The sequence below is a fragment of the Mycobacterium sp. SMC-14 genome (assembly GCF_046250075.1).
Taxonomy (GTDB): Bacteria; Actinomycetota; Actinomycetes; order Mycobacteriales; family Mycobacteriaceae; genus Mycobacterium.
On sequence record NZ_CP176429.1, the window covers coordinates 1,040,332 to 1,053,022 of the forward strand.

A 12,691-nucleotide genomic window follows, 5' to 3' on the forward strand; every position below is an offset into this window, starting at 1 on the left:
ACGCCCTCAGTCCCGGGGGCCGGTAGGCGTGATGAGGTTGCTCAATACCGGTCCGGAGCCGCCCGGGGGCGCGGAGTTCTCGGGCGGAGGGGGGAGCGGCGCCGGGTCGGGCATGTGCCCGGGTTCGTCGGGGAGAACGTTGTCGGCGCGGACCTGGTAGGTGTCTTGGCTTGATATGCGGGTGCTGACCCAGCCACCGGGGTAGTACGTGCAGTTGCTGTAGTACCTGCGGTTCGAACAGTGACTGGTCGCGTTCTCGTAGTGGGCGGGAATGCCGATGATCCGGTTGCGTGTCCAGTAGCCGTCTGGCCGGATCGGCGAATCGCAGATCACCCGCGTTTCTCTGCCCAGAAAGCCCCAGGGGCGCGAATCGCAGTTGGCGGGAAGGTCGGCGCGGGCGACTGGGGGGCTGTAGACGCCGGCGAATGCAACCGCGCCGAAGGTGACGATGCCGATGATCGAACCGGTGATCAGATGGGTGGACATGGGGGCGTAATCCTTAGATTTCGGCTTACAACAACACACGCTCTGACGGACTAAGCAAACATCAGTTCACCTTCTGTTAACCGTACCGTCACTTTCCGTACACGTCATTTCGAAGGGCGTCTGGCGGCGGAGGTAGCGACAGCGAGGTAGTGGTAAGACCGTGTTCATGTCAGTTCGCGCCGTCGCACAATCGGGTGGCGACCGTGTCTAGCGCCCGGGACGCCTGGCGGCTGTTGGAGCCCCTGCACGCGGTCGTCTACTTCTCACCGGAACCCCTGGCCGCACTCGACGCCGCCGGCTATCGCGGATTCTGGATGGGCTACTTCGCGGGCCGTGCCGCGCCACTGGGTGCGGTCGGCGCCGAAGTCGTGCACGCGGCGTTCTACAACTTCTCTTTCGAACGGGTCGCCAAGGCGCTGCCGGCCGCGTGGCGCTTCGCCCCGCCCGAAGCTGCCCTCCAGGCACGCCGAGTGGGTGCCGTCGCCGCCTTGCGGCGCCAGCTCGCGGATCTGGCGGAGGGCCCCGAGGTGGCCCGCGCCGCCGAACTGGCCTCGCGAGCGGCGGCTGCGGTGCCCCTCGTCGGCCGGGTGCTGGGTGCCGCGAATCATGCACTTCCGCTGCCCGAACAGCCCTTGGCGCGGTTGTGGCACGCGGCCACGGTGCTGCGTGAGCATCGCGGCGACGGCCACGTCGCGGCACTTCTGGCTGCCGGTATCGAGGGCCGCGAATCCCATGTGTTCCACGCCCTGGCTTCGGGAACCCCGCGTCATACCTACACCGTCGCCCGCGACTTCACCGATGACGAATGGAACCGGTTGGGGAACGCACTGCGCGACAAGGGCCTTGCCGGAACCGACGAGCTCACCCCGGAAGGCATCCGGCTCAAGGCGCAGATCGAAGACCAAACCGATCGGCTCGCCGCTGCGGGCTATGAGGCGCTGTCCGATACCGAACGGCACGACCTGATCCGTGCGCTGCACCCCCTGACCCGGGCCGTCGTGGCGGCCGGTGAGATCCCTCTTGATTCGCCGATGGGCCTTGATCTTCGCCCCCTCCTTGAACGGCAGTGAGCGGTAGGATTTCCCACGTGGCTCAGTCTGGCCGGCCGGACATGTCCCCCTACGAGCGCAAGCAATGGGACGCGCTGCTGGACGCGGCCACCGGTACCGAATCGCCCGGGTGGTTTGAAGGCCTGAGTCAGGGCATCGCCGATCGCGCCAAAGACGTGGTTTCCCAAGTCCGCTCCGGGGTTGAACAGGTCCCGGGCGCCACGGCGGCCATCGGCAAAGTGGACCAGCTCACCACCAAGGCCCTGGACACTCTGCACACCGTGCTGGTCGAGCGTGGACTCAATTCGGTCAAGCCGGCCAACGTCTTTGCGATGTTCGCCGATGAAGGCATCAGCGTGCAGTCCTATGCGCAGGTCAAGAACCTCGACCTGAAGCATTGCGATCGTTCGGTCCCGCGGCGCAAGGAGCGCTACGTAGCCCTGGCCATTGCCGAAGGTGCGGCGTCGTCGCTGGCGGTGACGGGCTCGGCGGTGTCGAGCGCGGTGACCGGCGGCACCACATTGCCGGTCGCCGCGTCGGCCGTGGTGGCCGACGTGACCGCAGTGCTGGTGGGCATGGGCCGGATCGTGGCATTGGTTGCGGCGCATTACGGTTACGACGTTCGCGAGCCAGACGAGCAGGCGTTCGCCTCGGGGGTCATCGCCTATTCCACCGCCGGTAACTCCGCGGAGAAGGCCGCAGCCTTGGCCTCGCTGTCGCGATTGACCCAGCAGATGATGCGTCAGGCGTCGTGGCACCAACTGCAGCCGCAGCAGGCCGACAACGTGATCAGTCAGGTATCCCTGGCGCTGGGATTTCGGCTGGCCAAACGCAAGCTGGCGCAGGCGGTTCCGATCTTGGGTGCGGTGGTCAATGGCGGGCTCAACGCCCGTATCGCGCAGCAGACATTCGAACGCTCACAACAGGCCTATCGGCTGCGGTTCCTCACCGAGAAGTACGACCTGGACGCCGGACTGTGGGCGCCGGCGGTGATTGCCGACGGCGACGTCGACATCCCGCTGGTCGACGAGATACTCGACCGGTCAGCTGGTCGACTCCAACCCGGCGACGAAGATCTGCAGCAGCCGTAGGACGGTCGACTCGAAGTCGGTGACTATCGGCCGGGTCGCATCCGGGTCCATCCAGGCCCACGCGGTGCCGGTGAAGGCGTGCACCGCCGCGGTCAGGGTGCCGAGCTGGTCGTCGGAGAGCGGCAGCCAGGGATGTAGCGCCGAACCGAGACGCCGTTGTGCGTCGCTGGCCTGGGCGAGCAGGACCCGCATCTCGTCGGGGCCGAGCTTGGCGATCAGTGCCGGTGACGCCGCGATGAGGTCGCACAGGACGGGGCGAGCGGCGAGCGTGTGAGCCAGGGCTGTAGCCGGGGCGGTGTGCGGCAGTTCGCCGTTCAGTGCGTCGATCCAGGCCAGGTGCTCCTCATGCATCGCCCGCAGCAGCAGCGCCTCCCGCGACCCGGCGTAGCGCAGGATGCCCGACTTCGCCAGACCGGCCGCCGCGGCCACGTCGCCCAGCGTCAGTGCGGTGGCCCGGGTCTGCGTCAGCAGCCCGCGGGTGGCGGCGGTGAGCTGCGTCAACCGGTCCTGGCGCTGCGCCTCGTTGCGGGCGCGCGCGAACGGCAGGGGAGGGGATGCTGACACCACCCCATAATAGAACAACGTTCTGTTATCGTGTCGACCATGGTTCACCGCTACGAATGCGTCATCTCGAGCCGCACCACGGCCACGCCGCAGACCCTGTTCGCCCTCGTCTCCGACGGCGCCGGGTGGTCCAGATGGGCTGCGCCGTTGATCCCGTACTCGACATGGGAATCGCTGAGCTCGGCCGGCGATAGTGGCGTAGGCGCGATCCGCGCTGTCGGGAGGCGCCAACGGCCGACCCGCGAGATGGTCACCATCCACGAGCCGCCCGGCCGGCACGGCTACACCATGCTCATCGATGGCCCGATCCGCGACTATCAAGCCGAGGTGACCTTCGTCGAGGACTCCGAGGGCACCCAGGTGACGTGGCGCGGGCGGTACGAGACGCGTTGGCGCGTCGTGGGTATGGCCTACTGGCTGGTCCTGCGGGTGGTGCTCGGGACGCTGACGCGCAAGCTCGTCGCGGCAGCCGAGTGCAAGGCCGGCTAGGCCGACGAATCAGTGCAGGGTGTCAGGGCACAGTTCGTGCTGCGCGATGTCGATCACCGGGCGCAGGTTGACGGTCAGATCGTCGACCATCGACGGACCACCGAACGACGGTCGACGCACGTAATCGTTGACGACCTGGTCGGGGGTGGAGCCGCCGCGCAATTGGCTGCAGAACCGGTGTCCCGCCGACAGGCGTGCATTGGGGGGACCGGACTTGAAGACGCCGTTGGCGTCGAGTGCCGCGAGATAGCTGGCGTCGTCGGCGTAGGCCGGAGCGCTGCCGAGCAGGGCGATGGCGGCGCTCCCGACGAACACGGCGGCACCCAGAATCCGATTCATACCGGCGATGCTAAGCGATAAGGGGTCAAAACCACGTTGACTCTGCGTCCATGGCGGAGAAGTGCGAGTGCACCCCGCCATGGACGCAGAGTCAACAGAGGCTAGATCAGGCCCAGCGCGGTCATCGCGTCGGCGACCTGGATGAAGCCGGCGATGTTGGCACCCAGCACGTAGTTGCCGGGGGCGCCGTACTCGTCGGCGGTGACCAGGCAGCGGTGGTGGATGCTCTGCATGATCGCTGCCAGCCGCTGCTCGGTGTACTCGAAGCTCCACGAGTCCCGCGATGCGTTCTGCTGCATCTCCAGCGCGCTGGTCGCCACACCACCGGCGTTGGCCGCCTTGCCCGGGGCCACGGTCACACCGGCCTCGCCGAACAGCTTGACCGCCTCCGGGGTGCACGGCATGTTGGCGCCCTCGGCGACGATCTTGCAGCCGTTGCGGGCCAGCGTGGCGGCGTGGTTGCCGTCCAGCTCGTTCTGGGTGGCCGAGGGGATCGCGATCTGGCAGGCCACGTCCCAGATGGAGCCGTCGCTGACGAACTGGGTCGCCCCGCCGCGGGCCTTGGCGTAGGCCTCGATCCGCTCGCGCTTGACCTCTTTGATCTCCTTGAGCAGCTCCAGGTCGATGCCCTTCTCGTCGACGATGTAGCCGCTGGAGTCCGAAGCGGCCACCACGGTGCCGCCGAGCTGGTGGATCTTCTCGATGGCGTAGATCGCCACGTTGCCCGAACCGGAGACCACGGCCCGCTTGCCCTCGAAGGAGTCCTTGGAGGTCTTGAGGATCTCGTCAGCGAAGAACACCGCGCCGTAACCGGTCGCCTCGGTGCGGACCTGCGACCCGCCCCAGCTCAGGCCCTTGCCGGTCAGCACACCCGACTCGTAGCGGTTGGTGATGCGCTTGTACTGGCCGAACAGGTAACCGATCTCACGACCGCCCACGCCGATGTCACCGGCCGGGACGTCGGTGTACTCGCCCAGGTGGCGGTAGAGCTCGGTCATGAAGGACTGGCAGAACCGCATGATCTCGTTGTCGGAGCGGCCCTTGGGGTCGAAGTCCGACCCGCCCTTACCGCCGCCGATGGGCAGACCGGTCAGGGAGTTCTTGAAGATCTGCTCGAAGCCCAGGAACTTGATGATCCCCAGGTACACCGACGGGTGGAAGCGCAGGCCGCCCTTGAAGGGGCCCAGAGCCGAGTTGAACTCCACCCGGAAACCCCGGTTGATCTGCACGTCGCCGTTGTCGTCGAGCCACGGCACCCGGAAGATGATCTGGCGCTCGGGCTCGCACATCCGTCGGATGACGGCGCGATCCACGTACTCGGGGTGCTTGGTCACCACCGGGCCGAGGCTGCTGAGCACCTCGAAAACGGCCTGATGGAACTCGGCCTCACCGGGGTTGCGCCGGAGCACCTCGTCGTAGATCTCGTGCAGCTTCGGATTCAGTTCGGTCATATTGGATGATCTCTTCCTCGCGTGTCGCAGTCAGCGGCCACAGGCTAGCGGCCGGAATCGCTAACGCCGAATCCTGGCCGTTACATCATTGTTAAATCATTAACATTCGCGGGGCACCGGTTAACCTTGGTTGGCGAACAAGGGGCGGAGCACTTCCATGGTGATGTCGCGGCGGGACCCGAATTCCGCAGCACCCGATGGAGCGCTACCCGCCGCCGACCTCGCCGAGATGGAGATCTTCGCCGGATGCTCCGCGGCTGATCTGGCGCCGTTGGCCGCCGGGTTGCGGCCCCTGCAGGCCCCCGCCGGTGCCGAACTGATGCGGCAGGGCGAGCAGGCGCTGTCGTTCCTCCTGATCTCGTCGGGATCAGCCCAGGTCAAGCATATCGGCGACGACGGCACCGTGGTAGTCAACGAAGTGACGGCCGGCATGGTGGTCGGTGAGATCGCGCTGCTGCGCAAGGGCCTGCGAACGGCAACCGTCACCACCTCGACGCCGCTGACCGGCTGGATCGGTGACGAGCAGGCCTTCCACGAGATGGTGCATGTCCCCGAGGTCATGGGGCGGCTGGTGCGCATCGCACGCCAGCGCCTGGCCGCCTACCTTTCCGCCGTCCCGATCCGGGCCCGCGACGGTACCGAGCTGCTGTTGCGGCCGGTGTTGCCCGGCGACAGCGCGCGAACCGTTTCAGGCCATGTCGAATTCTCCGGCGAGACGCTCTACCGGCGGTTCCAGACCACCCGGACCCCGAGTCCGGCCCTGATGCACTACCTGTTCGAGGTCGACTACGTCGACCACTTCGTGTGGGTCATCACTGAGCTCGACGGCTCGTTCGTCGCCGACGGGCGATTCGTCCGCGATCCCGACAACCCGACCTTCGCCGAGGTAGCGTTCATCGTCGGCGACAGCTACCAGGGCCGTGGCATCGGCACCTACCTGATGGGGGCGGTGGCGGTGATCGCACGGCTCGAGGGCATCGAGAAGTTCACCGCGCGGGTGCTCTCGGAGAATGCGCCCATGCGCGCCATCCTTGATCATCTGGGCGCCTTCTGGGAGCGCGACGACCCGGGCGTTGTCACCACCGTCCTCGATGTTCCCGGCGAGGACCAGCTGCCGTTCGACCGTGCGACCGCCGATCAGATTAAAGAGGTTGGCCGCCAAGCGATCCAAGCCGTGGGGTAACCGCTGCCAACGGCCCAGGTCGCGTTGGGTAAATTGGCTGCGATGTTGACCCTTCGCGCGGTGCTGGCTATCGGCTGTGTCTGCCTGCTCGCCGCTTGCAGCTCCAGCCCCGCCGAGGTTTCCGCCGACATCAGCAAGGTGGTCGATCTCAAGTCTTCGTTCGGCCCGGATTTCGAGGCCAAGGCCATCTCGCGCACCGGGATCGATCCCAAACTGCTGGCGGGCACCGCGCTGCCCCCGGGCCTGACCTTCGACCCGGCTGACTGCTCGAAGTTCGCGATCAGTCAGCAACTGCCGCAGGGCGTCCAGGGCAACATGGCCGCCGTCGCCGCCGAAGGCCAGGGCAACCGGTTCATCACCATCGCCTTGGAGACCTCCGAGCCGGTTCCGGTCAGCGAGCCGGGGCGTACCTGCCGGCGGATCGGCTTCGCCGGTGGCCAGATGCGCGGATTGATCGAGACGGTCGAGGCGCCGCACATCGACGGGGTGAAGACCCTGGGCGTGCACCGGGTGATCGAGGCCGTCGCCGCCGGCAAGTCCCGGGTCGGTGAGCTCTACAACTACTCGGCCTATTTCGGCCCCTACCAGGTGCTTGTCACCGCCAACCCCCTGGTGCAGCCGGGCAAGCCCGTCGCTCCGGTCGACACCGCCCGGGCCCGTGAGCTGTTGGTGGCCGCGGTGGACGCGATACGCAACTAGCGGACCGGTCCGTTGAGCTATCGCACGCCGCGCGGGCGGAACTGAATGCTGATCCGCGGGCCGGTGGGCATGGCCGTCTTGGGGATCGAATGCTCCCACGTCCGCTGACACGAGCCACCCATCACCACCAGGTCGCCGTGGTGTTGCGCCAATCGCAGGCCGGGACCGCCCCCGCGTGGCCGAAGGGCCAGGGTGCGGGTGGCGCCGACGCTGACGATCGCGACCATGGTGTCCTGGCTGGCGCCGCGGCCGATGGTGTCGCCGTGCCAGGCCACGCTGTCGCCCCCGTGGCGGTATAGGCAGAGCCCCGCCGTGGTGAACGGCTCGCCGAGTTCCCCGGCGTAGATGTCATTGAGCCGGCGGCGCAGCTTGGCGATCGCCGGATGCGGCGCATCACCGGTCGCCAGGTCGTGGAAGCTCACCAGTCTGGGGACGTCGAGCACCCGGTCATACATCCGGCGGCGTTCGGCCCGCCAGGGAATGACCGACTGCAGCTCGCTGACCAGTTCGCTGCTTTCCTCGGACAGCCAGCCCGGACGAACGTCGAGCCAGGCACCGTCACCGAGCTGTCGGCGTTCGCTGAGGTCGAACAGCGACTCCTGTACCGGTATCGCCATGAGATGCACTTTATCGCACATTCGTTCGAGTGGGGTGTTGATATTGCGTCCAGGGCTGTTCGCAGACGCACGTCACGACCCTGTGCGCAATGTCAGGGGATGCCCGCGGCGGGTGAACGCTTCCGACACCCGGTGGAGGATGAATCGACGACTGTGTTCGGCCACCACAAGAATGTTGAGCCAACCTTGGCGTTCGATCAGCTCCGCGCGTCCGATGCCGTGCACGTACTGTGCGCGATCGGTGCTGTGATGCCGACCCTCGTAGTCCAGGCCGACCATCGGTCCGTCGTAGCCCATGTCGATGAACGCCTGAGTGAAGCCGTCAGTCACCAGGATCTGTGTCCGCGGCGGGGAAAGGCCGGCATCGATGAGTACCAGCCGCAACCAGGTTTCTTTCGGCGAGTCCGCACCAGGGTCCATCAGGGCGAGAGCAACTTTCGACCGACGCCGTCCTCGCGCTTTGCGGTGGCGCTCGCTCAGCAGCAGTGCGTCGCGGGCCCGCACCCCGGTGGCACGGCCCAACGCATCGAGGTGGCGCACGGCCTGGTTACGGGGGAGATGCCGGGCGAGGTCCAGCGCGGTCCGCGCCGGGTTGGTCACCAGCATCCCGTCGATGTCCACGAGCTCGTCGGCGTCGATCCGTTCGTTACGCACCACAATGCCCTGGGGCGGGCGCCCGCTACGCCAGATCATTTCGATCGGCGTGGCTGCGTCGACCCATCGCGCACCGTGCAGCGCCGCCGCCGCGCGCCCGGCGATCACGCCGTCGCGGCCTGACCACAGCCAGGCGCCGATGGTGTTGAGCCGCAGTGTGGCAGGTGCCGTCTTCGGCAGGTAGACGTCGGGAAAGATCGCGGTGTAGTTCCAGCGCAGCGTCCCGCGCGTGAGTCCACGACCGAGCGCCTCGGTTCCCTTGAACACCTCAGACATGGGGCGATGGTGGTGTGTGCCACCGACATGTGAAGGCCAGCGCGGTGAGATTGCGTCTATGGCTGTGGATCGACCGCGGTAGCAGCCGTGGCTGCAATCTCAACGCCAAAGGGCTCGACGCTCCAGCACGCTAAGACCAGCTGGGCAGCCAGATCTCCATGTTCCAGGTGACGGGGGAGATCGGCACCCCGGTCAGAATCGGATACAGCCAGGCGAAGTTGGTCAGCACCAGCGCCAGGTAGCCGGACACCGCCAACAGCCCGAGCGCCCAGCGCTCCTCGGTACGGGTTCGCCCGTCGTTGACGATGTCGACGCAGATCAGGGCCAGCAGCATCGCCAGGAACGGGGCCATCGGCACCGCGTAGAAGAAGTACATCTGCCGCCCGATGTCGGCGAACCACGGCAGCCAGCCCGCGCAGTAGCCCACCAGCGCCGCGGCGTAGCGCCAGTCGTGGCGCACCAGGGAGCGCCACAACGCGTAACCCAGCACCGGAACGGCCAGCCACCACATCGCCGGGGTGCCCACCAGCATCACCGCCTTGACGCAGGACTGCGCGCCGCAGCCGGGCACGTCGTGCTGGTCGATCGCATAGAGCACCGGGCGCAGCGACATCGGCCACGTCCACGGCTTGGACTCCCACGGGTGATGATTGCCCGCGGCGTTCGTCAGTCCGGCGTGGAAGTGATACGCCTGGTAGGTGTAGTGCCACAGTGAGCGCAGTGCATCGGGAATCGGGAATCGGGACTCGAATCCGATTGACTGGCCGACTTCGTGGCGGTCCACGCCGGTCTCCGAGGCGAACCACGGCGCATAGGACGCCAGGTAGACCGCGAAGGGAATGAGCACCATGGCGTAAGCGGTGGGGCCGGCGTCGCGGCGTAGGGTCCCCAGCCACGGCCGCCGCACCCGGTACTGCCGTCGCGCGGCCACGTCGAACGCGAGCGACATCGCGCCGAAGAACACCACGAAGTACAGGCCGGACCATTTGGTGGCGCAGGCCAATCCGAGCAACACCCCGGCGCCGAAGCGCCACCAGCGCACCCCCAGCCGAGGGCCCCACGGCGTCGCGCCGCAGCGACCGTCGGTCAGCACGGTGTGCATCCGCATGCGCACCTGGTCGCGGTCGACGATCAGCGCCCCGAACGCGGCCACCACGAAGAACGTCAGGAAACCGTCCAGCAGCGCGGTGCGCGCCGCGACGAAACTGACCCCGTCGCCCACCAGCAGCAGTCCGGCGATCCCGCCGGCCAGCGTCGAGCGGGTCATTCGCCGCACGATCCGCACCAGCAGCGCTATCGCGAGCACCCCGAGCAGCGCGCTGGTGAATCGCCAGCCCAGCCCGTTGTAGCCGAACAGCGCCTCACCGATCGCGATCAGCTGTTTGCCCACCGGCGGGTGCACCACCAGGCCGTAGCCGGGATTGTCCTCGACGCCATGGTTATGCAGCATCTGCCATGCCTGCGGCGCGTAGTGCTTCTCGTCGAAGATCGGGGTGCCGGCGTCAGTCGGTGTGTACAGGTTCGAGAAACGCGTCACCGCGGCCAGCAGCGTCACCGCCGCGGTCACCGCCCAGCCCCGGGCCCGGTCGGTCGGCCCGAAATCGGCGACCGGCACCAGCAGCCCCGGGCTGATCACCGGAGCGGTGCGCTCCGGTGCGGCCACGAGCCTGGTAGCGGTCGGAGCGCTCATTCCGACGATCGTAGGCTGTGCGCCATGCCCGATGGTCGATTGCTGCTGGGTGCCACCCCGCTGGGCCAGCCCGCCGACGCCTCCCCCCGGCTGGTCGAAGCGCTGAGCACCGCCGACGTCGTGGCCGCCGAGGACACCCGGCGGGTGCGCACGCTGGCCAAGGCCCTCGACGTGCAGATCGGCGGCCGGGTGGTCAGTCTGTTCGACGCCAACGAGGCGTCGCGGGTGCCCACGCTGCTTGCCGATCTCGAGGCCGGGGCGACCGTGCTGGTGGTCAGCGACGCCGGGATGCCGCTGATCAGCGACCCGGGCTACCGCCTGGTGTCCGCGTGCGCCGAGGCCGGGCTGCCGGTGACCTGCCTGCCCGGCCCGTCGGCGGTGACGACCGCGCTGGCGGTGTCCGGGTTGGCCGCGGAGCGGTTCTGCTTCGAGGGCTTCGCGCCCCGCAAGCAGGCGGCCCGCCGGGCGTGGCTGGCCTCGCTGGCCGACGAACGGCGCACCTGTGTGTTCTTCGAGTCGCCGCGGCGGTTGGCCGACTGCCTGCGTGACGCCGTCGACGAGCTCGGCAGCGAAAGGCGCGCGGTGGTGTGCCGGGAGCTGACCAAGACCCATGAAGAGGTGCTGCGCGGGACGCTGGCCGAGCTGGCCGACTGGGCGGTCGACGGTGTGCTGGGGGAGATCACCGTGGTGTTGGCCGGGGCGACACCGCGCGCGGACCTGGCGACGTTGGTGGACGAGGTCAACAGGTTGGCGGCCGAGGGGATGCGGGTCAAGGACGCCTGCGCGCAGGTGATCGCCGACGTGTCGGCTGCGGTGTCGCGACGCGAGCTTTACGACGCGGTGCTGCGTTCCCGCGACTGACCGTCGGCGACGATCGGGGCGGCCTTATGCAGGCACTCCTGCCACTCGGCGTCGACGTCGGAGTCCGCGGTGATTCCGCCGCCGACCCCCAGCACCGCGCCACCGCCGGCGTCGAACTCCACGGTGCGGATCGCGACGTTCAGTTCGCAACCGGCCACCGGTGACGCCAACCCCACCGTGCCGCAGTAGGTACCGCGCCGCGACGATTCCCACTCCGAAAGCAGCTGGCGGGCACGGTGCTTGGGGGTGCCGGTTACCGACGCGGGCGGGAATGTCGCGTCCAGCAACTCGGCCATCGCCAGCTGCTCGGGCACCCGGGCCGAGACCGTCGACACCAGATGCCACACACCCGGGGCGGGCCGCACCGCCAACAGTTCGGGCACGGTGACCGTGCCGGTGATCGCCACTCGGCCCAGGTCGTTGCGGACCAGATCGACGATCATGATGTTCTCCGCGACGTCCTTGGTCGACGCGCGCAGCGCGGACGGGCGGGCGTACAGCGGCAAGGTGCCTTTGATCGGGCTGGAGTCCACGACCTGACCGCGGCGGCGCAGGAACAGCTCCGGTGACAGCGAGGCCACCGCGCCCCAGTCACCCGCGACATAGGCGGCACGCGCCGGCGAGGTGCGCGCCACGGCGTCGGCGAAGAAGTCCAGCGGGGCGCCCGTCACGGTTCCGGTGAAGCGGGTGCACACGCAGGCCTGATACACCTCGCCGGACCGGATGGCCTCCAGGCACGCCAGCACGCCGGCGCGGTGCGCCTGCCGGTCCGGGGTCTCCCAGTAGATCCGGCATCCGCGGGCCGGGGCGGGAGTCGTCAGCGCCTCGGCCAGCCAGCTCGGCATCGCCGCGCCGGACAGGCTTTCGAACCACCACTGCTCGTCGTCGTCTTGGCGCAGCACACAGTCGGTCCAGCCGCCGGCAGCCTCGGGGATGCGGGGGCCCAGGCCGTCGGCGCCGGCATCGGGGTAGGACAGATAGCCGATCCAGCCGCCACCCACCACAACGGGCTGTGCCTCGGCAGTGGGTTCATGCGGCGCTCCGGCCGGGACATCGAACACCTCGCCGGGGCCGACCGGCTCGACGGCCACGCTGGGCGCGATCACCGCCCGTGAGCCGAACCACTCGCCGGTCAGCGCGGCCGGCGACGGCAGCCCATGTCGGTCGGTGGCATCGCCGACCGCGCGCAGCACCTCCGGTGCCGCACCCAAGTCGCCGAGACGCTCGATCCGCACGGCACTA

14 protein-coding genes are annotated in these 12,691 nt (G+C 68.2%); 6 read left to right on the forward strand and 8 right to left on the reverse strand.

Annotation, left to right across the window (positions count from 1 at the left end):
* Nucleotides 1–6 precede the first annotated feature (6 nt).
* Nucleotides 7–486, reverse strand: a complete 480-nt coding sequence (locus tag ACKY0W_RS05000; RefSeq protein WP_409436642.1) for a hypothetical protein — start codon at nucleotides 484–486, stop codon at nucleotides 7–9.
* A 194-nt stretch (nucleotides 487–680) separates the two neighbouring features.
* Between ACKY0W_RS05000 and ACKY0W_RS05005 the strand changes: the two genes are divergently transcribed.
* Together ACKY0W_RS05005 and ACKY0W_RS05010 are read left to right on the forward strand one after the other, a co-directional pair.
* Nucleotides 681–1,556 (forward strand): SCO6745 family protein, encoded by an 876-nt coding sequence (locus ACKY0W_RS05005; RefSeq protein ID WP_409436643.1) that lies wholly within the window; start codon nucleotides 681–683, stop codon nucleotides 1,554–1,556.
* Nucleotides 1,557–1,573: 17 nt separating this feature from the next.
* A complete protein-coding gene (locus ACKY0W_RS05010; RefSeq protein ID WP_409436644.1) occupies nucleotides 1,574–2,626 on the forward strand; it encodes an EcsC family protein in 1,053 nt (350 codons plus the stop codon).
* Here the strand turns inward: ACKY0W_RS05010 and ACKY0W_RS05015 are convergent.
* The gene (locus tag ACKY0W_RS05015; protein ID WP_409436645.1) at nucleotides 2,579–3,190 is read right to left on the reverse strand and encodes a TetR/AcrR family transcriptional regulator; all 612 of its coding nucleotides are present in this window, start codon (nucleotides 3,188–3,190) and stop codon (nucleotides 2,579–2,581) included. The two genes, ACKY0W_RS05010 and ACKY0W_RS05015, sit on opposite strands and share 48 nt — an antisense overlap.
* Nucleotides 3,191–3,229: 39 nt before the next feature.
* On the opposite strand from ACKY0W_RS05015, the gene ACKY0W_RS05020 reads away from it, so the two are divergent.
* The gene (locus ACKY0W_RS05020) at nucleotides 3,230–3,679 is read left to right on the forward strand and encodes an SRPBCC family protein (RefSeq protein ID WP_409436646.1); all 450 of its coding nucleotides are present in this window, start codon (nucleotides 3,230–3,232) and stop codon (nucleotides 3,677–3,679) included.
* Nucleotides 3,680–3,688: 9 nt separating this feature from the next.
* Here ACKY0W_RS05020 and ACKY0W_RS05025 read toward each other — a convergent pair whose 3' ends face one another.
* Both ACKY0W_RS05025 and gdhA read right to left on the reverse strand, forming a co-directional pair.
* Entirely contained in the window at nucleotides 3,689–4,018 is a 330-nt protein-coding gene (locus tag ACKY0W_RS05025) for a DUF732 domain-containing protein (protein WP_406781100.1), read from the reverse strand.
* Between the two features lie 101 nt (nucleotides 4,019–4,119).
* Nucleotides 4,120–5,469 (reverse strand): NADP-specific glutamate dehydrogenase, encoded by a 1,350-nt coding sequence (gene gdhA, locus ACKY0W_RS05030; protein WP_409436647.1) that lies wholly within the window; start codon nucleotides 5,467–5,469, stop codon nucleotides 4,120–4,122.
* Between the two features lie 157 nt (nucleotides 5,470–5,626).
* Here gdhA and ACKY0W_RS05035 point away from each other — a divergent pair, with 157 nt between their 5' ends.
* Both ACKY0W_RS05035 and ACKY0W_RS05040 read left to right on the forward strand, forming a co-directional pair.
* Nucleotides 5,627–6,652: a GNAT family N-acetyltransferase gene (locus tag ACKY0W_RS05035; protein WP_409436648.1), complete on the forward strand. Its 1,026-nt coding sequence runs from the start codon at nucleotides 5,627–5,629 to the stop codon at nucleotides 6,650–6,652.
* A 42-nt stretch (nucleotides 6,653–6,694) separates the two neighbouring features.
* The gene (locus ACKY0W_RS05040) at nucleotides 6,695–7,351 is read left to right on the forward strand and encodes a DUF5642 family protein (RefSeq protein ID WP_409436649.1); all 657 of its coding nucleotides are present in this window, start codon (nucleotides 6,695–6,697) and stop codon (nucleotides 7,349–7,351) included.
* Nucleotides 7,352–7,368: 17 nt separating this feature from the next.
* Here the strand turns inward: ACKY0W_RS05040 and ACKY0W_RS05045 are convergent, their stop codons facing one another.
* From ACKY0W_RS05045 to ACKY0W_RS05055, 3 genes are all read right to left on the reverse strand, one after another.
* Nucleotides 7,369–7,968, reverse strand: a complete 600-nt coding sequence (locus tag ACKY0W_RS05045) for an alpha-ketoglutarate-dependent dioxygenase AlkB (protein WP_409436650.1) — start codon at nucleotides 7,966–7,968, stop codon at nucleotides 7,369–7,371.
* 72 nt (nucleotides 7,969–8,040) lie between these two features.
* The gene (locus ACKY0W_RS05050; RefSeq protein ID WP_409436651.1) at nucleotides 8,041–8,898 is read right to left on the reverse strand and encodes a hypothetical protein; all 858 of its coding nucleotides are present in this window, start codon (nucleotides 8,896–8,898) and stop codon (nucleotides 8,041–8,043) included.
* Between the two features lie 130 nt (nucleotides 8,899–9,028).
* Nucleotides 9,029–10,588: a dolichyl-phosphate-mannose--protein mannosyltransferase gene (locus ACKY0W_RS05055; protein WP_409436652.1), complete on the reverse strand. Its 1,560-nt coding sequence runs from the start codon at nucleotides 10,586–10,588 to the stop codon at nucleotides 9,029–9,031.
* 24 nt (nucleotides 10,589–10,612) lie between these two features.
* Between ACKY0W_RS05055 and rsmI the strand changes: the two genes are divergently transcribed.
* Entirely contained in the window at nucleotides 10,613–11,449 is an 837-nt protein-coding gene (rsmI, locus tag ACKY0W_RS05060) for a 16S rRNA (cytidine(1402)-2'-O)-methyltransferase (protein WP_409436653.1), read from the forward strand.
* Here the strand turns inward: rsmI and ACKY0W_RS05065 are convergent.
* Entirely contained in the window at nucleotides 11,419–12,684 is a 1,266-nt protein-coding gene (locus tag ACKY0W_RS05065) for an aminodeoxychorismate synthase component I (RefSeq protein ID WP_409436654.1), read from the reverse strand. The two genes, rsmI and ACKY0W_RS05065, sit on opposite strands and share 31 nt — an antisense overlap.
* Nucleotides 12,685–12,691 lie beyond the last annotated feature (7 nt).